We start from the raw sequence: 20,315 nt of genomic DNA, 5'->3' as shown, positions 1-20,315 counted from the left end.
CAAAACCTTGAAGCAGAATTACCTTTTTTTAGTATTTATATTTTTTAATTCCTGTCAATACTTAGACAAGCAAATTCCCTCGGAAAAAGAATTGTTGCAAAAGGAACTGAAATCCATCAACTGGAAAGAAGTCGATGAATACCCATCAGTAGTAGATTGTGAAAAAATAGAAGATAAAAAGCAACGCCAACAGTGTTTTTTTGATGTTTTAACCCAGCTGATTCAGGAGAAATTGAGTGTGGATACCCTTGCAATTCTTTATCCGGAACTGGATACGATTGAAGTTAAGGTCACGGTTTTTCCAAATGCAACGATGCAATTTGAGCCGCAGTTTCCCAAAGATTCCGTGGCTTATGACAAAATCAAAATTGACAGTATTCTTAAAGTTCGTTTAGTTGATTTTCCAAAAATTAACCCAGCTATAAAGCGCGGTATTCCCGTAAAAATACAATTTATTCTTCCGGTGATTCTCAAAGTAGAGTAGTTCTTAAAAGGATTTTCGAATGAAGAGTAGCTATTTTTGATTTCAGATTACGTTAGTATTTACTTTTTGGCTCGGATCAGGATTCTAAAATCTTCTGCCTTTCCATTCGTATTTTCCAAACACAGAATACAAAGCCACGCTAGTACTAAAAAAAGGATAAAACAAACTGCTCAAAATCAAATAACGTATTTTGGTTTTGGTTAAAAAAGAGTTGGTTTCGTATATCAAAACAGCATCAACAAGAAATTTTAAAAGGAACAGTAAAACTATATTTAGAAACGGAATAACGCCCAACACCCAACACCCAGCGCCTATCACCAAACACAAATTCCCCGCAAATACTAACAGTCCCAATCCTTTCCCGAAAGTACTTTGATAGGAACTTGTTTTAGAGGCCCAGCGAACGCGCTGATGGAATAATGATTTCCAATTGTTCAATGGCCTTGTGGTGACAATAGTATTTCGAGATTTTAGATAATGCACCTTTTCAGGGGATTTTGCAATCGCTTTTTGCAACAGGAACACATCGTCGCCACTGGCAATGCTGTCATTTCCTTCGAAGCCATTCAACGCTTGGAAAAAGCATTTCGTGTACGCAAAGTTGGCGCCATTGCACATAAATCCTTTGTTAATACCAAAACTCCCAATGGTTGCGCCTTGTAAACTCGCCAAATCCAATTGCTGAAAATGATGCAAAAATGAATTGCCACAATCATACGTTACTGCCCCGGCAATCATCGCCACATCATGGAGCTGAATGTAATTGTCCAAGGTCAATAACCAGTTTTTATCAACTACACAATCGGCATCGGTGGTGATAATCCAGTCTGCATTTACAATTTGTATCGCATTTACAATTGCATCTTTCTTGGGTGAGTTTGAAATCCGAATGTTCTTTATTACCCGAACACGGAACACTGAGCACTCAACACGGAACACTTCTTCCGATTCATCGTCAACCAAAATCACTTCGAACAATTCCATCGGATAATTCAGCTTCGACAAACTGTCTAATAGAATGGGTAAATTTTCAGCTTCATTCCGAAAAGGAACGATAATTGAGAATTTTGTTTTTGGCTGTAAGCCAATATAATCAATTGTACTCACTTTAATGAGACCATAAATCAAAAGTCCAATAAAAACGGCATAAATCAAAAGCACCAAAAATAAAATATTTGTAATCATAATTATTTTAATAAGTTTTATCTCTCTCTCCTTTAGGGAGTCCCGAAGCTCCGGGAGGAGAGAGGATTTTAAAGTTCAACACATAATAAGTGCCAATTATTACGGGTAAAACCACATTCAAAAACCACATTAAAGTCGAAATGAAAATAACAATCCATTCATTTACACCTAAAATCCCAAAGAAATAAACCGCAACACTTCCTTTTACGGCAAAGTCTAAAAATTGAAAAGTAGGCAAGGAAGAAGCTAAGAAATAAACAGAGGAAATGGTGGCAATTAGGGTAAAATAAGGCAAATCAACATCAAAAGCCAGAAACAAAAAGTAGTATTGGTGCGAGAAAACAAGATAGCGACAAATACCCAAAAAGATATTTTTTTGATGAATGGGTTTTGGAATTTCATTAATCTTATGGATCAGTTTTTCGATCGAATACCCTTTGATAGTAATTTTTTTGGCCGAAAATAAAACAATGAAGAGAAGTATCAGAAATCCAAAAAGTAACGCTACTGTTTTTGTGGTAATCACATGGTACTGCGCATTAAAAAATAGCAATCCGAAAACCCCAAAAATAACGGTCAATATCATTTGGATTCCGTTGCAGATCAGATTTAAGAATATGACTTTTTTAGTGTTTAATTTATCAAAAAATAACGCTTTTCCGGCATATTCTCCAACTCCATTGGGTGTAAAAAGTCCCGCGGTTAATGCGCCAAGAACTTGTTTGGTTGCTGTTCCTACTGAGATTTCATGAATGAATTCAACTAAATTTTGCCATTTCAAAATTTCAAAAAACCGATTCAAAACACTCAGTAGTAAAATAAAGGCGATTCCGCCAATAGACTGATTTTTCTGGAATAAAACGATGAATTTCTGCCAATCCAGTTTGTCATTATTAGCCAATTGATTGTAAATAAAATAAAACGCACCGCCCACAATCAAAACTTTGATTAGAAGTACGAGGAATTGCTTAGTTTTGTGTGGAATTGTAATCATACCGCAAAGAAAAGAAAAAGTATTTTGAAAAAGCTATTTCACAAAGATTCACAAAGAAATTACTAAGCAGTGCAAAGTTTTTTGTTTGGTCGATTGTAAAATTAATCTTTGTGTACCTCTGTGTTCCCTTTGAGTATCTTTGTGTAATAAAAAACTAAAACTTTTGGCAAACGAGCGCATCATATTAGGAATTGACCCCGGAACGACGATTATGGGTTTTGGATTGATAAAAATTGTCAATAAAAAAATGGAGTTTTTGCAACTGAACGAATTGCAATTGTCCAAATACGACAATCATTATCAAAAACTCAAAATCATTTTTGAACGCACCATTGAGTTAATCGATACCCACAATCCAGACGAAATTGCGATTGAAGCGCCTTTCTTTGGTAAAAACGTACAATCGATGCTAAAGTTAGGACGCGCGCAAGGCGTGGCTATGGCAGCGGGACTTTCGAGAGACATTCCCATTACGGAGTACGAACCTAAGAAAATAAAAATGGCGATTACCGGAAATGGAAACGCCAGCAAAGAACAAGTTGCCAAAATGCTACAGCAACTTTTAGGATTAAAAGAATTGCCTAAAAATCTTGACAGTACAGATGGATTAGCAGCTGCGGTTTGTCATTTTTTCAATTCCGGGAAAGTGGTGGGAGAGAAAAGTTATACGGGTTGGGATGCTTTTGTGAAACAAAACGAAGAACGAATAAAAAAGTGATCAGTGTTCAGTGCTTTAGTGTTCAGTTGTGTTGGACTGGGATGAGTAGTCAGTTTTCAGCAGTTTTAATTAAGTAAGAGTATTCCGTTTTTTAAATTGTATCATATGAGATTCCAAGATTTATTAGCCTATAAAAAATCATTTCCAAAGGAAGAAACCTATTCATTAACGGATCAAATTCGGCGTTCTTCAAGGAGTGTTCCTGCAACTATTGCCGAAGCCTATAGAAAGAGGATTTACCCTAAACATTTTTATAGTAAGTTGACCGATTCTGATGGAGAAAATTCAGAAACACAAGTGTGGTTAGAGTTTTCTGTGTCTTGTAAATATATTTCTGAAGCTATTTATCAGGAATTTATCTCTGAAAGTTTAGAAATTGGAAAACTTGTTAATTATATGATATTGAACCCTGAAAAGTTTGGAGTTAAAAAGGAGTGATTAGTGTTCAGTTTTTTAGTATTCAGTACATATATGATTACTAAATAACTGCTCACTGAACACTTTCTTAAGGCTGAACACTAAAAATCTGACCACTGACCACTTTCTTAAAACTGACCACTACTAAATGAGCGGAATCTACATCCATATCCCTTTTTGCAAGCAGGCGTGTCATTACTGCGATTTTCATTTTTCAACATCGATGAAGAAGAAAGAAGAAATGGTTTTGGCTATTGCCAAAGAAATTCAAATGCGTAAAAGCGAATTTAAAAACGAAATTGTCGAAACCATTTATTTTGGCGGAGGAACGCCAAGTGTTTTAACTTCAGCAGAAATTAATTTCCTGATTGCGGAAGTGTACAAATACTATTCTGTTTCAGATAATCCTGAAATTACACTGGAAGCCAATCCAGATGATTTGTCAAGTGAACGAATAATCGAATTATCTAAAAGCAAAATTAATCGGCTAAGTATTGGGATTCAGTCGTTCTTTGAAGACGATTTACAATTGATGAACCGAGCTCATAATTCGGCGGAAGCCAGAAAATGTTTAGAAGTTGCTACTCAGTATTTTGACAACATTTCTCTCGATCTAATATACGGAATTCCGGACTCGAGCCAAAATGGCGAACAGGCGCAGCAAATGAGCAATGAGAAATGGAAACAAAATATTGAAACAGCATTGAGTTTTGGGATTCCGCATATTTCGAGTTATGCTTTGACGGTAGAGCCTAAAACAGCGTTGAATAAACTCATTCAAACAGGGAAAATTGCAGCGCCTAAAGATGATGTCGCGCAAGAGCACTTTGCTATTTTAATCGAAATGCTCGAAGCCAATGATTTTATTCACTACGAATTATCTAATTTTGGGAAGTCAACTTATTTTTCCAGAAACAATTCGGCATATTGGTTAGGAAAAAAATACATTGGAATTGGTCCTTCAGCACACAGTTATGATGGTGTTTCCAGAAGTTGGAATGTGTCGAATAATGCGCTGTATTTAAAATCCATTCAAGAGGGTAAAATACCCAATGAAATCGAAATTCTTTCTGTTATGGACCGATATAATGAATATGTTATGACGGGCTTGCGAACGATTTGGGGTGTTTCATTGGATAGAATTGAAAGCGAATTCGGAAGTGGATATTTGGAATATTTGAACAATCAATCTCGAAAATTTCTTGATGATGATTTGCTTTTTATTGAAAATGGGATTTTAAAGCCAACCAAAAAAGGAAAGTTTTTGACAGATGGAATTGCTTCAGATTTATTTATCGTGAACTAGTTTCAGGATCTATTGAATTTTAATTGATTTTGTATGGAAAAAGGATTTACATATATTTTGACGAATAAAAACAGTACTGTTTTGTAGGTGGGTGCCACAAAAAATTTAAAAAACAGAATTGATTGTCATAGAAATGGTACCGGCGCAGTTTTTACAAAAAAATAGAATGCTACAATTTTAATCTATTTGGAAGATTTTGAGGATTTAAGTGATGACTAAAATTTAATGTCGTATTTTAATAATTGCGACAATATATCTTTCTTGCTACTTAAGTGCTATCTTTAAAAGAGAAAAACAACTTAAAAATTGGCATAAAGACTGGAAATGGAATGTTGCAAAATTTTTAAATCCTGAATTAAAAGATTTATATTTGAACTTATAAAGTATCTCCAGATGAGATGCTGAAATAAATTCAGCGTAAATGTTAGCAACAATCCAACATAACAACCAATCCATTGAAGTCGATTTATCAAAACCCATTGATATTTCGATTCCATTAACAAATACAGACGAGAATCCAATTGCTTGGTATATCGAGAAACCAGTCATTGAACCCGTTATTTTTGGGGATTGGATAGGGAAAGTTTCGGAAGGAAAGTCGTCTACTAATTTCAATAATATTTTCTTCAATCCACACGGACACGGAACGCATACGGAATGTTTGGGACATATTACACGTGAATTTTACAGTGTTAATCAATCTTTGAAACAGTTTATTTTTTTAGCTGAGTTGATTTCGGTTGTCCCGGAAATGCAAGGAGGAGATTTAGTGATTACACTGGATAACATCTCGACTGCGCTCGATGTGATACTGAAATTAGGTGTTCCAAAAGAAGCCTTAATTATCAGAACACTTCCTAATTTTAAAATAAAAAAATCTTTAAAATATTCGAATACGAATCCGCCTTATCTAAATGAAGATGCTGCGCGTTTCATTCGCGAAAGCGGGATTCAGCACTTGCTAATTGATTTGCCCAGCGTGGATAAAGAGCATGATGAAGGGAAATTATTGGCACACAAAGCTTTTTGGAATGTGACCGATGTCAACAATCTGAATGCAGAAGCCAGATTGAATTGTACGATTACGGAGATGATTTTTGTGGCTGATGAAGTGAAAGATGGTGGTTATTTGTTGAATTTACAAATTGCCTCTTTTGAAAATGATGCGAGTCCGAGTAAGCCGGTTTTGTACGCTATTTTAAATGATTGAATGAAAAATAATTTCAAGAGATGAACCTGGAAACGTACTACGAATATTGCTTGTCTAAAAAAGGAGTAACGGAACACTTTCCTTTTGACGAAGATACATTGGTGTTTAAAGTGGGTGGAAAAATGTTTGCATTGTCTTCTTTAAGTCAGTGGGAGAAAGGACAGCCATCAGTTAATTTAAAATGTGATCCAGAGCGTGCTCAGGAATTGCGCGCTGAATATGAGGACATTCAACCGGGTTTTCACATGAGTAAAACCCATTGGAATACAGTTGCTGTAAATGAATCAGTTGCGGATGCATTACTCAAAGAGTTGGTGGATCATTCCTATGATTTGGTTTTCAAAAGTTTAACAAAGAAATTGCAGAGTGAAATTCAAGAATTAGTCAATTAGGCATTACTTTTGCGAATATATTTAGATTAAAATTATAAATACTTACTGAGATAAATTCAGCATATCACATGAAAGAACAATTTAAAAAGTTTTTAAACGAAGAACAAGACCCAAAAGCCATTGAAAAAATCGCTTCAAAACTGAGTGATTTATTGATGAAAAATGAAGAAATCGGATATATTGCTGTTCAAAAAAAACCAGCGATTACTGTTTTGCCGGATAGTATTGTGATGACGAATAAAAGAATTATCATTTGTCAGCCCAAAAATCTGGGACTATCCATGAATTTTATTGATTACACTTGGGATGAGGTTGAAGGAACTTTTGTAAAAGAAAACATTCTGGGATCCGAGTTTTCATTTACAACCAAAACAAATATGGAGGTTTCCATTGATTATATTCCTAAAATCCAAGCGCGTAAAATTTTTACGTATGCCAAAGAACAATTGGATATATTGAAAACAGGAGCAGTATTAAATGCAACACTTGTAGATGCAATTCCGTTTTCACCAATGGCAGAAGATGAAATTATTGAAGAAATGGAAACGGAAGAAGTGACTAATTTTGCTGAACTAATGCCTGTTTCACCAACTAATTTCACTGCTGAAAATCAAGATTTTGAAGAGTCTACAGTAATATCAAAAGACAAATCTTTAAGCGATTTATCGCAAGACGAACTTTTTGAAAAATTGCAGAATTATAAAAAATTACTAGATAACGGATTGATTTTGCAAGGCGAATATGACGCTTTCAAAAAAGAAATTTTGAGTTATATGTAATTAATATTAAAGTCGAAAGTTATAAAGTCAAAAGATATTTACTTCCTTTTGACTTTAGGACTTTCGACTTTCGACTTAAAGTGTTCTTTTCTGCTTTTCTACAAAATTATTTGATTGTAATTCGAGTAAATCGGCAGCGTTTTTTCGTTGTAAATCATGCAACTGTTTGTCTTGAGCAATGTCTCCGTACACTTTATCGTGCATCATCGCACTAGTTTTTACCAATAAAGAACGTTGGTATTTGTCTTGCTCGATTGTTGCTTTCAACGCTTTTCTATATCTTCTAATTTATAGTCGTATTCCCCTTTTGGAGATAAAAGTTTAGCAATAATAGGAGAAGTTTTAATGGCTAAAAATAGTAACATTATAAAGAACGAAGGCAGCCACGATAATTTATCCAAGGCATTGATTCGTGCCATTAGACCGTCAAATCCATCAATAATAGGTTGGGTTTCGGTAACTTTTTTGTTTAATCCGATTTGAAATAATTGGTCACTTCCTTTTTGTTATTCAAAGCCATAGCATTTTTCTCTTTCAATAAAACGGTGTTGATTTCTTTCTCGAAGATTTTAATTTCTAATGGTTTCGAAATGACGATCGCAATGATTACCGCCAAAATAATTCGGGGAGTTGCCTGCAGAAATTCACTTCCAAATTTATCTCTTTTTCGAATAGTGGAAACAATAAAACGATCGAGATTAAAAATAAGCAGACTCCAAACGATACCAAATGCGATTGCGGGATACATACTGTCAAAGACGGTAAACAATGCATACGAACTGGCAAGAAAAGCCATGACCGCAGTAAAGAAAACAGTGGCGCCAATACCTACATATTTGGTTTGTTCGCCCTCGGAACAGCCTACGAGTAGGTCTTTGTCTGAGCCGGAACACAGAATGAAAAATTGTTTTAACATAATTGATTTTTGATTGCTTCACCAGATTGCTATTCCGGCGCGGATGATTGATGAATATAAATTTAACGACAAAAAACGGATTGTGGTATAAATACTTGATAGGTATTTATTTATGGCTTTTTGTTACGGTTTGTCCTAAATAAAATAGAGCCGCTCTTTACGAACGGCTCTATTGGTTTTTGAATTAATAGTACCTTATGTCAATGGTGCTCCTGCCATAATTTCGGCATTGGCAAATTCTTCAAATTTGGTGAAGTTGGCTTTAAATTTTTGAGCTAATTCCACCGCCTTTTTATCGTAAAGTTCTGGGTCTTCCCATGTATTTCTGGGATTTAGAATTTCGCTAGGAACATTTGGACAGGTTTGCGGTTTTGCAATTCCAAAAACGTGGTGGTTCTCATACGGTACATCGTCCAATTCTCCGTTTAATGCAGCGGTAATCATGGCACGGGTGTATTTTAATTTCATTCGGCTTCCTACTCCGTAAGGGCCACCAGTCCATCCTGTATTGATAAGCCAGACTTTTACATTGGCATCTTTCATTTTTTTAGTTAACATTTCAGCATATCTTGTTGGGTGTAATGGCATAAATGGCGCTCCAAAACACGTCGAGAAATTGGGTTGAGGTTCTGTGATTCCTGCTTCAGTTCCGGCAACTTTTGCTGTGTATCCGGAGATGAAATAGTAGGCTGCTTGTCCCGGAGTTAGTAGTGCAATAGGAGGCAGAATCCCGTAAGCATCCGCGGTCAAAAAGAATATATTTTTAGGATTTTCTCCAATGGAACCTTGCTGAATATTATCAATATGAAAAATAGGATAACTTACTCTCGTGTTTTGTGTAATGGAAATATCCTCAAAATCAACGTCATTCGTATCTTTATTGATAATTACATTTTCCAGAATTGCTCCTTTTTTTATAGCGCGAAAAATGTCAGGTTCATTTTCTTCAGAAAGGTTGATGACTTTTGCATAGCACCCTCCTTCAAAATTGAAAACGGTATTTTCATTCGTCCATCCATGTTCATCGTCGCCAATTAGTTTTCTGTTAGGATCAGCTGATAAAGTTGTTTTTCCGGTTCCTGATAATCCAAAGAAGATAGCTGTATCACCATCTTTACCAACGTTGGCACTGCAATGCATTGGTAAGGTGTTTTTGAAAACTGGCAAAATGAAATTCAAGGCAGAGAAAATCCCTTTTTTTATTTCACCTGTATATCCAGTTCCGCCTATTAAAACTACTTTTCGTGTAAAATCAAGAATTGCGAAATTGCTTTGACGTGTTCCGTCTATAATTGGATCTGCCATAAAGCTAGGCACGCAAAGTAAAGTCCATTCGGGGTCGAAGTCTGCTAATTCCTCCGTTTCAGGTCTTAAAAACATGTTGTAGCAAAATAAGTTGGCCCAAGCGGTTTCTGTCACTACTCTGACATTTAATCTGTAATTTTGGTCTGAACACACATAAGAATCTCTCACAAAAATTTCTTTGCCGGATAAATAAGCGGTAACCTTGTTGTATAATTTTTCAAAAGCTTCTGGCGAGAAAGGAATGTTTACTTTTCCCCACCACACTTCATTTTCAGTGACGCTGTCTTTTACGATAAAACGATCCTGCGGAGATCTGCCTGTGTATTCTCCTGTGTTGACCGCTAGTGATCCACTTGAAACTTCGATTCCTTGGCCAGATTTGATGGTGATGTCGTGTAATTCATCGGGAGATAACTGGTAATGAATTTTTGCATTTTCAATTCCTAATTCTTTTAACGAAATCGATTGCGTGAAAAGTGTGTTATTGTCCATAAATATTTTGTTGTGTAGTTTGTTTTTATAGACTGCAAAAGTAGATATTAAATTTCAGATAGAATTTGTTTCGTCTAAATTTGTGACTTTTTATTTAAAATATTTGTCAATAAAACGCCCCAGGCCAGTATTAATAGGAGTCCGCCAATAGGAGTTATAAATCCAATGATGCTAAAATCAAACGAAGTAAGGGTGTTTGTTGCCAATAGATAAATGGAGCCAGAAAATAGAATTACACCTGAAAGCACTAAATTATAGAGCGTTTTTTTTGTTTTTTGAGAGAGGTCTTTCAGGAGTCCAAGAAACAATAAAAACAGTGAATGGTACATTTGATAGCGTACGCCTGTTTCAAAAGTATTTAATTGCTCAATAGACAGTACTTTTTTTAGGGCATGTGCGCCAAAAGCACCAAGAATTATTGCAATCATTCCCAGAATAGTTCCCGTTGTAAGTATCTTTTTATCCATGATAATTATGTTTGATGCAAAAGTATTTCATATCTCCTAATTTTAAAAGTATTTGGCACGATACTTTCAAATGAACTTAATTTAACGGTACACTAAGCAGACTAATTTTTTATTTTTAAAACGTAAAAGAAAGAACGAAAAGAATAAAAGCTTTCTCAGTAAATTATTTTGAGTTATTTGTTATAAATACAACATTTTTGTATGTTTGTGTTATAAATAAATAAAAATGAGAACAATTTTAATCATCGGCGCGGGAAGATCAGCTTCATCTCTTATTCAATATCTTTTAGACAAATCCGAAAAAGAGAGGTTGCACCTTGTTATTGGTGATTTATCATTGGCTTTAGCTCAGCGTAAAACCAATGATCATAAAAACGCAACTGCAATATCTTTAGATATTTACGATAATGAGCAACGAAAAAAAGCAATTGAAAATGCTGATATTGTCATCTCGATGTTGCCGGCTCATTTGCACATCGAAGTGGCTAAAGATTGTATAATATATAAAAAGCATCTGGTTACCGCCTCTTATGTGAGCGATGCCATGCAGGAATTAGATGCTGCCGCCAAAGAAAACAATTTGATTTTCATGAATGAAATTGGACTTGATCCTGGAATAGATCACATGAGTGCGATGAAAGTGATTGATGAAATTAAAGAAAAAGGCGGAGAAATGCTTCTTTTTGAATCTTTTTGTGGTGGACTCGTAGCGCCGGAATCCGACACGAATCTTTGGAATTATAAATTTACCTGGGCACCACGCAATGTGGTTCTAGCAGGTCAGGGCGGTGCTGCCAAATTTATTCAGGAAGGAACGTATAAATACATTCCGTATTGTAATTTGTTTCGCAGAACCGAGTTTTTACAAGTAGAAGGGTATGGTCGCTTTGAAGCGTATTCTAACAGGGATTCCTTGAAATACCGCAGTGTGTATGGCTTGGATAATGTACTTACTTTATACCGAGGAACGATCCGTAGAGTTGGTTTCTCTAAAGCTTGGAATATGTTTGTACAATTAGGAATGACAGACGATAGTTACGTAATGGAGGATTCGGAGAACATGAGTTACAGGGAATACGTGAATTCTTTCTTGCCGTATCATCCCACGGATTCAGTGGAAATCAAGACTCGTTTGATTCTTAAGATTGATCAGGACGATATCATGTGGGACAAATTGTTGGAATTGGACTTGTTCAATCGCAACAAAATTGTAGGCTTGAAGAATGCCACACCAGCACAAATTCTGGAAAAGATCTTGACTGATAGTTGGACGCTTCAGCAAGATGATAAAGATATGATTGTCATGTATCACAAATTTGGATACGAATTAAATGGCAAAAAAGAACAAATAGATTCCAAAATGGTTTGCATTGGGGATGATCAAACCTATACAGCCATGGCAAAAACAGTAGGCTTGCCTGTTGCAATGGCAACATTATTAATACTGAATGGTAAGATTACAACTCCCGGAGTTCAATTACCGATTCGTAAGGAAGTGTATGTGCCTATTTTGAAAGAATTAGAGGAATACGGTGTTGTTTTCAAAGAACAATCCATGCCATATTTAGGATACAATCCTGATAAAGAGTTTAGTTAGTAGTTTGTTTTTAGATTTTTAGTTTGATAAATCCGCTCCTTTTGAAGCGGATTTGTTTTTTTATACTATTATGATTTTGAGTGTAAAGTTATTGGGAGGCTATACATTACTCTCACAGGGACGCCGTTCATTTTCCCGGGAATCCATTTTGGACATATTTTCAAAACACGGATTGCTTCTTCACCGGTTCCAAAACCAATATCTCGTATGTTTTTTATGTCGCTTAAACTGCCGTCTTTTTCTACTATAAAGGTGATGTATACTTTTCCTTTTAAGTTAGGTTGTGTTGGAGTTTTAAAATTATTGCCGACAAATTTGTAAAATTCTGATATTCCTCCGGGAAAATCTGGTTTTTCGGTTATTCCAGCAGTACTATAGACTTCATTTTCCCCTTTTTGGACTAACTGATTTTCAGAATTGAATGTGTCTATTTCAATTACTTCTGCAGCTCCTTTGCTTAAAGTCGCCAGAAGTTCCTCGTTTGTAGGTAATTTTTTTTGTTTTGATAGGATAGAAGGTATAGCTCTCTTTTCGATAGGAGTTAGTTCATTGTATTTTTTTTCGCTGGTAATCTTTCCTTTTTCATCTTTGATTTTAAAAGTAGTTTTGTCGTAATACGTTTTAAATAAATTTCCAGGTTTTACAGGAGTAGTTTCTTTTTTCACATTGGTTTCTTGCGCAACGACTTTCGTACACAATAAAAATAATAAGGCAGTTACTACCGGAATTAATGTTGCTTTTTTTAATAAAGCTTTCGTTTTTGATGTGGTTTTTGTCATCATAAGTAATCGTTTTTTAGTTATTAAATAATTCAAATTACTGGCCAAGTAAAAAGTTTGATTCTCGTTTGCTTTCGATAATAATAAAGATTGGTAAAACGGAACATTGTTGTAGGAGGTCACTACCTTCTCGTCAGCAAGAAATTCGTGATTGAGTTGTATGGCTTTTTTGTAAAAAATAAAAATTGGGTTGAACCAAAAAACGGTTTTCAATAGTTCGATGAATAAAATATCCAAAGTGTGTTTTTGGGTTACATGTGTGAGTTCATGCGTGTACAATTCAGCTTCAATTTCACGGTTGTTGTACTCCGTTTCGTTGATGAAAATCCTATTCAGAAAAGTATGCGGCAACGTTTTTTCGGGTAGCAAAATCAATTTGGCATTCTTATAATCAATTGGCGTGTTCGACTTCATTTTAGACGAAATGGTATTGATATTACTGATAAAACGTATCGCCAAAACGAGTGTTACTACAGCATATAAACTCCATAATCCTATTGCTAGATAGTTTGTTTCTTCAAGTACTACAGCGCTTCCTTGCAGTATCTGGATATTTCCCGGATTGACTGCAGACTGCGCTATTTCCTGAATAACTTCAATAGTAATAAAGGGAATCACCATTGAGAAAACAAGGCTGAACAACAGGTAAAACCTATTGAAAACGTGTGTTTTTTCTTTTTCCAAAAACAAATAATACACTGCCAGTAGCACAAATAAAGTGATTGTCGATTTGATTAGAAAGTCGCTCATTTTTTCTTTTTTTGAATTTCACTGTCGATTATTTTCTTGAGTTCTTCCAGTTCCGTTTGAGACAAATTCGTTTCGGTGGTAAAGAAAGAAGCAAATTGCGATGCCGAATTATTGAAAAAACTACTTATCAATCCGTTGACGTGTTTCGAGAAATAATCCGTTTTTTTAACCAATGGATAATATTCCCGAGAGTTCCCAAATTCAGTGTAGGCTACAAATTGCTTGTCGATCATTCTTTTCAATAGGGTAGCCACGGTTGTGGTTGCTGGTTTTGGTTTTGGATAGGCTTCCAGCAAGTCTTTCATAAAGGCTTTCTCGAGTTTCCAAAGGTGTTCCATTAGTTGTTCTTCGGCGTTTGTTAGTTGTTGCATGTTATTTAATTTCTATTTCGGAAACTGATTCTCCGTTATTGTATTTCTTTATCGTTATTAGTTTTCCATGTTCATTAAAGAACTTCCAGTCACCAAAATAAAACCAATGTGCGTACTTATCGCTCGTTTCCATTTTTGTTTTTCCTTTGGACTGTATTTTTCCATTTTCATGATAAAAAGTAGTGTTGCAGATGTTGTCTTTGTATTTTTCTCTTTTAATAATTTTGCCATTTAAAAAATAACTCCATTTTTTTACGGGATCACCTTTTCTGTATTTTCCAATTGATTTATAATGGGAACTATCCTGTGAGTATTGTTCAATCCAAAGTCCTTCTCTAAGTTTATTTTTCATTTGATTGGTTTTGCAACCAAGAACCAAAAATACCAAGCCGATTACAATAACAGTTTGTCGCATAAAATAATTTTGTTCTACGAAAATAGAGTTAGCTCTACAAATGTAGAATATAAATTGAAATAAACAAATTTTTATGAAAAATATTTTGGTAGTCAGCGGTTTGCGTTAAGGATGGGAGTGGAAATCCTTTTTATTTTTTTGTTTCAAAAAATAAAAAGATTGAGAACGGACAGCCTGACCACGCTGGAACGATAGTGGAAGCGTGGGAACGCCCAAAAAAAATCCGCCCTGTTTAGAGCGGATGTAGGTTCTCGATACTTTTTTGTTCCGTTTCTCTTTACAAAAAAACTCGAACGGACGGTATCGCCAACTATTATTTAGAAAGTTCTACAAAATATTTGTAAAACAACGGAATGGTTTCAATCCCTTTTAGGTAATTGAAGATCCCGAAATGTTCGTTTGGCGAGTGAATGGCATCACTGTCCAGACCAAATCCCATCAAAATAGTTTTGCTTTTCAACTCTTTTTCGAATAACGCCACGATAGGAATACTTCCTCCGGAGCGCACGGGAATTGCGGGAACGCCAAAGGTTTCCGTATACGCCATATTCGCGGCTTTGTAGCCAATGCTGTCTGTTGGGGTTACATAACCTTGTCCGCCATGATGTGGTTTTACTTTTACGGTAACGCCGGCAGGGGCTAGACTTATGAAATGTTTAGTGAATAGTTCCGTGATTTGTTCCCAGTCTTGATTAGGAACCAAACGCATGGAAATTTTAGCGAAAGCTTTGCTTGCAATAACGGTTTTGGCACCTTCTCCAGTGTAACCGCCCCAGATTCCGTTGACGTCCAGTGTAGGACGAATGGAGTTTCTTTCGTTTGTGTTATAGCCTTTTTCGCCGTAAATGTCATTTAAGTCTAATGCTTTTTTGTAATTGTCTAAGTTGAAAGGCGCTTTGGCCATTTCGGCTCTTTCTTCCAAGGATAATTCTGCTACATTATCATAAAAACCAGGAATGGTAATGTGGTTGTCTTCATCATGAAGCGAAGCAATCATTTTGGCTAAAATATTGATTGGGTTGGCAACCGCTCCACCGTATAATCCAGAATGTAAATCTCGATTAGGTCCCGTAACTTCGACTTCTACGTAACTCAATCCACGTAATCCTGTTGTAATTGACGGTTGTTGATTAGAAATCATTCCGGTGTCCGAAATTAAAATCACGTCATTTTTTAGTTTTTCCTGATTGCGTTCTACGAACCAACTCAAGCTTTTGGAGCCAATTTCCTCTTCACCTTCAATCATAAACTTCACATTACACGGCAAAGTATTCGATTGAACCATATATTCCAATGCTTTTACGTGCATGTACATTTGGCCTTTGTCATCGCAAGCGCCACGGGCAAAAATAGCGCCGTCGGGATGAGTTTCGGTTTTCTTAATTACGGGTTCAAATGGCGGCGAAGTCCATAATTCAACTGGATCTGCGGGTTGTACGTCATAATGGCCATACACTAAAATGGTTGGTAAACTTGGGGCGATTATTTTTTCGCCATACACGATTGGGTTGCCTGGGGTATCACAGATTTCAACGAAATCGCAGCCTGCTTTTTCCAAACTTGCTTTTACGGCAGCAGCAGTATTGATGATATCTAGTGAGAAAGCAGGATTTGCGCTCACGGAGGGCATTTTTAATAATTCGATTAACTCGTTGATAAAGCGGTCTTTGTGTTCTTGAATGTATGCTTTAATATTTTCCATTATTTAATTATTTTATAATCTCAAAAGTACAAAAAACTGAGTAAATAATTTTTTAAGAAATTCCTTTGAACTTAAGAAGTAATGCTTATATTTGCACTCAGAATTTCGCGGATATGGTGAAATTGGTAGACATGCCAGACTTAGGATCTGGTGCCGCAAGGCGTGTAGGTTCGAGTCCTATTATCCGCACTGAAACCCTGACTATTATATAGTTAGGGTTTTTTGTTTATAAAGCTGCCCAACTGCTGCCCAACCGTTTGAAAAAAGGGATAAATCTTAGAATAATTAAACCGTTATTTCGAAAAAAAAATGGGGGTTCCTTAATTGGTTTGCCTTTTGTGTTTTGTTTTGAAAAAAATTATTTTTCCAGCCATCACTTTTTTTCCTCTGTTTACGGTTTTCCTCACTTTTCTTTTGTTTGCTTTTTCATACATTTACATCTTTACACTTTTCAAGCCAATTATTAGCACAAAAAATAAACTTTGATGGATAAACTAATTCAAAATTTCTCTATAAAATCAGTTGCCGATTTTTTTAAAAATAAAATTTCCTCTTTTTCTCCAAATAGAGAAAACCTTGACTACATACTAAAAGATAAAGATTTTACTCATTTCTCTGACCTACAAAAAATTGGAGAAGTTGAATTTAATAACTCCGACGAATTAATTGTTTTCACCTGTAAATTTCAAGGCATATTATCGGAGCTTTCGTCTAAGAAAAAACAGTTTGAAATTGCAAAAAAAGTCCTGAAAGAAGATTTTAAAGACGGTGCTATTTTCATTTTCTATGATGATAAGGATTTCTTTCGTTTTTCTTTCATCCGTAAAAACTACGGCAACAAAGACCAAAAATTTACAAATTGGAAACGTTACACTTATTTTGTTGACCCAACAAAGACTAATAAGACATTTAGAAACAGAATAAATGGTTGTAATTTTAGTTCGTTAGATGACATCCAAGAAGCATTTAACGTTGAAAAATTAACCAAACAATTTTATAACGAGTTATTCAATTGGTACCAATGGTCACTTTCAGAAAGTGATGGTTTTGAAGTTACATTTCCCAACGATATTTCTACGGATAAAGATGACAGACAAATTGAAGAACATCTTATTCGGTTAATTACTCGATTGATGTTTATATGGTTTATTAAAAAGAAAAAGTTAATTCCCGACGATATTTTTAATACAGCTGTTCTTGATAAAATACTTGTTGACTTTGATCCCAATAGCAAAACTAATGGCGATTATTATAATGCCATTTTACAAAACTTGTTTTTTGCATCACTTAATAAACCTATTGACGAAAGAATCTTTGCTACTGGAAAAAACTATCAAGGCAAAGACGAACATTATGGCATTAAAACGCTCTTTAGAGACAATAATGATAAAAGTTGGTTTAAGGAAAACCAAACCGAAATTATTAGTTTATTCAAAAATGTACCTTTTTTAAATGGGGGTTTGTTTGAATGTTTAGACAAAGAGAACGATAACGGAAAGATATTTTATTATGACGGCTTTAGCAGGGTAACAGGCAGACAAAAAAGAGCTTTCCTGCCTAATTGTATCTTTTTCGATGAACAAAAAGGAATTATTCCATTACTTGAACGCTACAATTTTACCATAGAAGAAAACTCGACCGATGATATAGAAGTAGCATTAGACCCAGAACTTTTGGGTAAAGTTTTCGAAAATTTATTAGGGGCTTACAATCCTGAAACCAAAGAAACTGCCCGTAAACAATCGGGAAGTTTTTACACACCGCGAGAAATTGTGGATTATATGGTGAACGAAAGTGTTATTCAATATCTTAAAAAAGAATGTTTAACTGTTCCGGAAGCCACTTGGAACAAACTTTTCAATACTGATGAAATTCCAGAAACTTTAACGGATAACGATTGTAAAAAAATAACCACTTCATTACGAAATATAAAAATCCTTGATCCAGCTTGTGGATCTGGTGCTTTCCCAATGGGGGTTTTGAATACGCTTATAAAAGTTCTTAAAAAAGTAGATACCAAAAACACACTTTCCAATTACGACATCAAACTCGAATTGATAGAAAACTGTATTTATGGTGTCGATATTCAAAGTATTGCTGTTCAAATTAGCAAACTTCGCTTTTTTATCTCGTTAGTTTGTGAGCAAGAAACCACTACTAATGTGGCTACAAATTATGGTATTAAATCGTTGCCTAATTTGGAAACCAAGTTTGTTGCTGCAAATACTCTAATTGGATTAAAGCAAGAAGCTAAAAGTATGATTGAATGGCAAGACGAAACCCTTTTTGAGCTAAAAAACCAACTTTGGGACATTAGATGCCATCAAAATTTTAGAGCCCAAAAATGGCAGGAAAAGAAACTACTGCGACAAAAAGACAAAGAGCTTTGTGAAAAAATAGAAACCTATTTAAAAACCATAGCTACTAAACCTAACTTGGCATTAATTGACGACTACAATAAACAAGTTGCTAGTCAGGAACTAGAAATAAAAAACTTACCTGTAATTTGGGCAGATGTTACTGAAACTGCAATGCAAACGACAATGTTTGAAAATGTGACTAACCAAACGCAATCCCTTTTTAAAACCGACATTAACAAAGAAAAAAGGGAAGTACTCAAAAAAAGTAACAAACTATTGCTCAAAAAAATAGAACAAGAAAAAAGCAAACAACACTTGGCAGATACCAGTGAAGCTTTAGCTTTGATAGAATGGAACCCGTATGATCAAAATACTTCTTCCTCATTTTTTGACCCAGAGTGGATGTTTGGGACACCTAATTTCGATATTGTGATTGGCAATCCTCCTTATATACAATTACAAAAATTAAGTAATTCTGAAATGTATGCAAAATTAAATTTTGAAACCTATTCTAAATCAACTGATTTATATTGTCTGTTTTATGAAATGGGTATTAGACTTTTAAAAGATAAAGGAAATCTTTGCTACATAACTTCCAATTCTTGGATGAGAACTAAATACGGTCAAGCTTTAAGAAAATATTTTGCTGAAAAATCTAATCCAACACAATTAATAAATTTTGAAGATGTTCAAATATTTCAATCTGCTGTCGTGGAAAGTAATATTATGATTACTGAAAAATCAGTATTTGACGGTAAATTAAAAGCAGCGAATGTTGGTAATGATTTAGATAATAATTCAGGTTTAAGTTTATATTTAGCAAACAAAAACATCATTCTAAAAGAATTAGATGAAAATGGTTGGATTTTGGGCAATATGGAAACACTAAATCTTAAAAAGAAAATTGAAAATAAATCAACAGTAATTAAGCAATTAGACTTAAAAATAAATTATGGTATAAGAAGTGGACTTAATGAAGTGTTTATAATTGATGATAAGAAAAAAAAGGATTTAGTAAAGGAAGACAAAAGAAACATTGAAATAATCAAGCCTATTTTACGTGGAAGAGATTTAATTAAATATAGTTATAATTATGCAAATCTTTGGGTTGTTTTGGCTAAATATAAAGATAATATAAACCTCAAAAATAATTATCCTACTATATACAGATATTTAGAAGATTTTGAAGTTAAATTAAAAAACCGTGGACAAGTTAAAGCGGGTTCTCATCATTGGATTGAATTAGACAACTCTCCGACAGACGAATATATTTCTAATTTTGACAAGCCAAAGATAATTTGGATTGTATTGTCCGATAAAGGAAAATTTGCATATGATGATACAGGCTCTTTAACAACAGATAGTTGTTTTATTATGTCAGGGGAAAATTTAAAATATCTATTATCAATTCTTAATTCAAAAATAGGCGAATGGTACTTTGCTCAAATCTCTACTACATCAGGTATGGGTACTAATATGTGGAAAAAATATAAAATTGAACAATTTCCAATAAAAGAAACTACATTAGTTGAAATGCAAAAATTAGAGAAAATAGTTGACCAAATCCTTTCCAACAAAAAAGAAAACGGTGACACTACTGTGCAAATTCCAGTGATATTGACCACCCAATTCCAATTTAAAGTGAGCACCTGATTCCAATTCAAAATGACCACCTA

Annotated in this window: 17 protein-coding genes, 1 tRNA gene and 1 pseudogene; 10 read left to right on the top strand and 9 right to left on the bottom strand. The window is 34.7% G+C overall.

What is annotated here, in order from left to right; all coding sequences use genetic code 11:
• Window positions 1–7: 7 nt before the first annotated feature.
• Entirely contained in the window at window positions 8–484 is a 477-nt protein-coding gene (locus tag EKM01_RS14035; RefSeq protein ID WP_126457504.1) for a hypothetical protein, read from the top strand.
• A gap of 84 nt (window positions 485–568) precedes the next feature.
• Here EKM01_RS14035 and EKM01_RS14030 read toward each other — a convergent pair whose 3' ends face one another.
• Both EKM01_RS14030 and EKM01_RS14025 read right to left on the bottom strand, forming a co-directional pair.
• Window positions 569–1,669, bottom strand: coding sequence for a glycosyltransferase (locus tag EKM01_RS14030; protein WP_126768695.1), 1,101 nt, complete (start codon window positions 1,667–1,669; stop codon window positions 569–571).
• A gap of 7 nt (window positions 1,670–1,676) precedes the next feature.
• Window positions 1,677–2,663 (bottom strand): lysylphosphatidylglycerol synthase domain-containing protein, encoded by a 987-nt coding sequence (locus EKM01_RS14025; RefSeq protein ID WP_126768694.1) that lies wholly within the window; start codon window positions 2,661–2,663, stop codon window positions 1,677–1,679.
• A 163-nt stretch (window positions 2,664–2,826) separates the two neighbouring features.
• Here EKM01_RS14025 and ruvC point away from each other — a divergent pair, with 163 nt between their 5' ends.
• From ruvC to EKM01_RS13995, 6 genes are all read left to right on the top strand, one after another.
• A complete protein-coding gene (ruvC, locus tag EKM01_RS14020) occupies window positions 2,827–3,381 on the top strand; it encodes a crossover junction endodeoxyribonuclease RuvC (protein ID WP_091203117.1) in 555 nt (184 codons plus the stop codon).
• Between the two features lie 105 nt (window positions 3,382–3,486).
• A complete protein-coding gene (locus tag EKM01_RS14015) occupies window positions 3,487–3,819 on the top strand; it encodes a four helix bundle protein (RefSeq protein ID WP_126553859.1) in 333 nt (110 codons plus the stop codon).
• Between the two features lie 127 nt (window positions 3,820–3,946).
• Complete coding sequence (gene hemW, locus EKM01_RS14010) at window positions 3,947–5,104, top strand: radical SAM family heme chaperone HemW (protein ID WP_126768693.1); 1,158 nt, start codon at window positions 3,947–3,949, stop codon at window positions 5,102–5,104.
• Between the two features lie 421 nt (window positions 5,105–5,525).
• Complete coding sequence (locus EKM01_RS14005; RefSeq protein WP_126457499.1) at window positions 5,526–6,314, top strand: cyclase family protein; 789 nt, start codon at window positions 5,526–5,528, stop codon at window positions 6,312–6,314.
• 20 nt (window positions 6,315–6,334) lie between these two features.
• Window positions 6,335–6,706: an MmcQ/YjbR family DNA-binding protein gene (locus tag EKM01_RS14000; RefSeq protein ID WP_126768692.1), complete on the top strand. Its 372-nt coding sequence runs from the start codon at window positions 6,335–6,337 to the stop codon at window positions 6,704–6,706.
• 68 nt (window positions 6,707–6,774) lie between these two features.
• Window positions 6,775–7,485 (top strand): PH domain-containing protein, encoded by a 711-nt coding sequence (locus tag EKM01_RS13995; RefSeq protein ID WP_126768691.1) that lies wholly within the window; start codon window positions 6,775–6,777, stop codon window positions 7,483–7,485.
• A 75-nt stretch (window positions 7,486–7,560) separates the two neighbouring features.
• Here EKM01_RS13995 and EKM01_RS13990 read toward each other — a convergent pair.
• The 3 genes and pseudogenes from EKM01_RS13990 to EKM01_RS13980 form a co-directional block, all read right to left on the bottom strand.
• Window positions 7,561–8,401 (bottom strand): annotated as a pseudogene (locus EKM01_RS13990) (DUF4407 domain-containing protein).
• A 195-nt stretch (window positions 8,402–8,596) separates the two neighbouring features.
• Window positions 8,597–10,198, bottom strand: a complete 1,602-nt coding sequence (gene pckA, locus EKM01_RS13985) for a phosphoenolpyruvate carboxykinase (ATP) (protein WP_126768690.1) — start codon at window positions 10,196–10,198, stop codon at window positions 8,597–8,599.
• Between the two features lie 74 nt (window positions 10,199–10,272).
• Complete coding sequence (locus EKM01_RS13980) at window positions 10,273–10,665, bottom strand: DUF423 domain-containing protein (RefSeq protein WP_126768689.1); 393 nt, start codon at window positions 10,663–10,665, stop codon at window positions 10,273–10,275.
• A 226-nt stretch (window positions 10,666–10,891) separates the two neighbouring features.
• On the opposite strand from EKM01_RS13980, the gene EKM01_RS13975 reads away from it, so the two are divergent.
• Window positions 10,892–12,262 (top strand): saccharopine dehydrogenase family protein, encoded by a 1,371-nt coding sequence (locus tag EKM01_RS13975; protein WP_126768688.1) that lies wholly within the window; start codon window positions 10,892–10,894, stop codon window positions 12,260–12,262.
• Between the two features lie 68 nt (window positions 12,263–12,330).
• On the opposite strand, the gene EKM01_RS13970 is transcribed toward EKM01_RS13975, so the two are convergent.
• The 4 genes from EKM01_RS13970 to EKM01_RS13955 all read right to left on the bottom strand — a co-directional run bounded on the left by EKM01_RS13970 (window position 12,331) and on the right by EKM01_RS13955 (window position 16,279).
• Complete coding sequence (locus EKM01_RS13970; RefSeq protein WP_126768687.1) at window positions 12,331–13,791, bottom strand: M56 family metallopeptidase; 1,461 nt, start codon at window positions 13,789–13,791, stop codon at window positions 12,331–12,333.
• Window positions 13,788–14,162, bottom strand: coding sequence for a BlaI/MecI/CopY family transcriptional regulator (locus EKM01_RS13965; RefSeq protein WP_126454249.1), 375 nt, complete (start codon window positions 14,160–14,162; stop codon window positions 13,788–13,790). The genes EKM01_RS13970 and EKM01_RS13965 overlap by 4 nt, the downstream gene beginning before the upstream one ends.
• A gap of 1 nt (window position 14,163) precedes the next feature.
• Window positions 14,164–14,514: a hypothetical protein gene (locus EKM01_RS13960; RefSeq protein ID WP_233588610.1), complete on the bottom strand. Its 351-nt coding sequence runs from the start codon at window positions 14,512–14,514 to the stop codon at window positions 14,164–14,166.
• A 376-nt stretch (window positions 14,515–14,890) separates the two neighbouring features.
• Complete coding sequence (locus EKM01_RS13955) at window positions 14,891–16,279, bottom strand: dipeptidase (protein ID WP_126768686.1); 1,389 nt, start codon at window positions 16,277–16,279, stop codon at window positions 14,891–14,893.
• A gap of 107 nt (window positions 16,280–16,386) precedes the next feature.
• Between EKM01_RS13955 and EKM01_RS13950 the strand changes: the two genes are divergently transcribed.
• Together EKM01_RS13950 and EKM01_RS13945 are read left to right on the top strand one after the other, a co-directional pair.
• Window positions 16,387–16,468: transfer RNA gene (locus EKM01_RS13950), tRNA-Leu, on the top strand.
• Between the two features lie 296 nt (window positions 16,469–16,764).
• Window positions 16,765–20,292, top strand: coding sequence for an N-6 DNA methylase (locus EKM01_RS13945; RefSeq protein ID WP_126768685.1), 3,528 nt, complete (start codon window positions 16,765–16,767; stop codon window positions 20,290–20,292).
• Window positions 20,293–20,315 lie beyond the last annotated feature (23 nt).

This window comes from Flavobacterium sp. RSP46, assembly GCF_003984825.1.
Taxonomy (GTDB): domain Bacteria; phylum Bacteroidota; class Bacteroidia; order Flavobacteriales; family Flavobacteriaceae; genus Flavobacterium.
The sequence above is the reverse complement of the archived record's forward strand: the minus strand, read 5'-3'. Positions and strand labels throughout refer to the sequence as shown.

Bases quoted from the DNA above. Each gene is read 5' to 3' on its own strand.
- hemW (WP_126768693.1), top strand. From the start codon at position 3,947: ATGAGCGGAATCTACATCCATATCCCTTTTTGCAAGCAGGCGTGTCAT.
- EKM01_RS13995 (WP_126768691.1), top strand. From the start codon at position 6,775: ATGAAAGAACAATTTAAAAAGTTTTTAAACGAAGAACAAGACCCAAAA.
- EKM01_RS13955 (WP_126768686.1), bottom strand. From the start codon at position 16,279: ATGGAAAATATTAAAGCATACATTCAAGAACACAAAGACCGCTTTATC.
- EKM01_RS14030 (WP_126768695.1), bottom strand. From the start codon at position 1,669: ATGATTACAAATATTTTATTTTTGGTGCTTTTGATTTATGCCGTTTTT.
- EKM01_RS13970 (WP_126768687.1), bottom strand. From the start codon at position 13,791: ATGAGCGACTTTCTAATCAAATCGACAATCACTTTATTTGTGCTACTG.
- pckA (WP_126768690.1), bottom strand. From the start codon at position 10,198: ATGGACAATAACACACTTTTCACGCAATCGATTTCGTTAAAAGAATTA.
- EKM01_RS13975 (WP_126768688.1), top strand. From the start codon at position 10,892: ATGAGAACAATTTTAATCATCGGCGCGGGAAGATCAGCTTCATCTCTT.
- EKM01_RS14005 (WP_126457499.1), top strand. From the start codon at position 5,526: ATGTTAGCAACAATCCAACATAACAACCAATCCATTGAAGTCGATTTA.
- EKM01_RS14025 (WP_126768694.1), bottom strand. From the start codon at position 2,663: ATGATTACAATTCCACACAAAACTAAGCAATTCCTCGTACTTCTAATC.
- EKM01_RS13965 (WP_126454249.1), bottom strand. From the start codon at position 14,162: ATGCAACAACTAACAAACGCCGAAGAACAACTAATGGAACACCTTTGG.
- EKM01_RS14000 (WP_126768692.1), top strand. From the start codon at position 6,335: ATGAACCTGGAAACGTACTACGAATATTGCTTGTCTAAAAAAGGAGTA.
- EKM01_RS13945 (WP_126768685.1), top strand. From the start codon at position 16,765: ATGGATAAACTAATTCAAAATTTCTCTATAAAATCAGTTGCCGATTTT.
- EKM01_RS13980 (WP_126768689.1), bottom strand. From the start codon at position 10,665: ATGGATAAAAAGATACTTACAACGGGAACTATTCTGGGAATGATTGCA.
- EKM01_RS13960 (WP_233588610.1), bottom strand. From the start codon at position 14,514: ATGAAAAATAAACTTAGAGAAGGACTTTGGATTGAACAATACTCACAG.
- EKM01_RS14015 (WP_126553859.1), top strand. From the start codon at position 3,487: ATGAGATTCCAAGATTTATTAGCCTATAAAAAATCATTTCCAAAGGAA.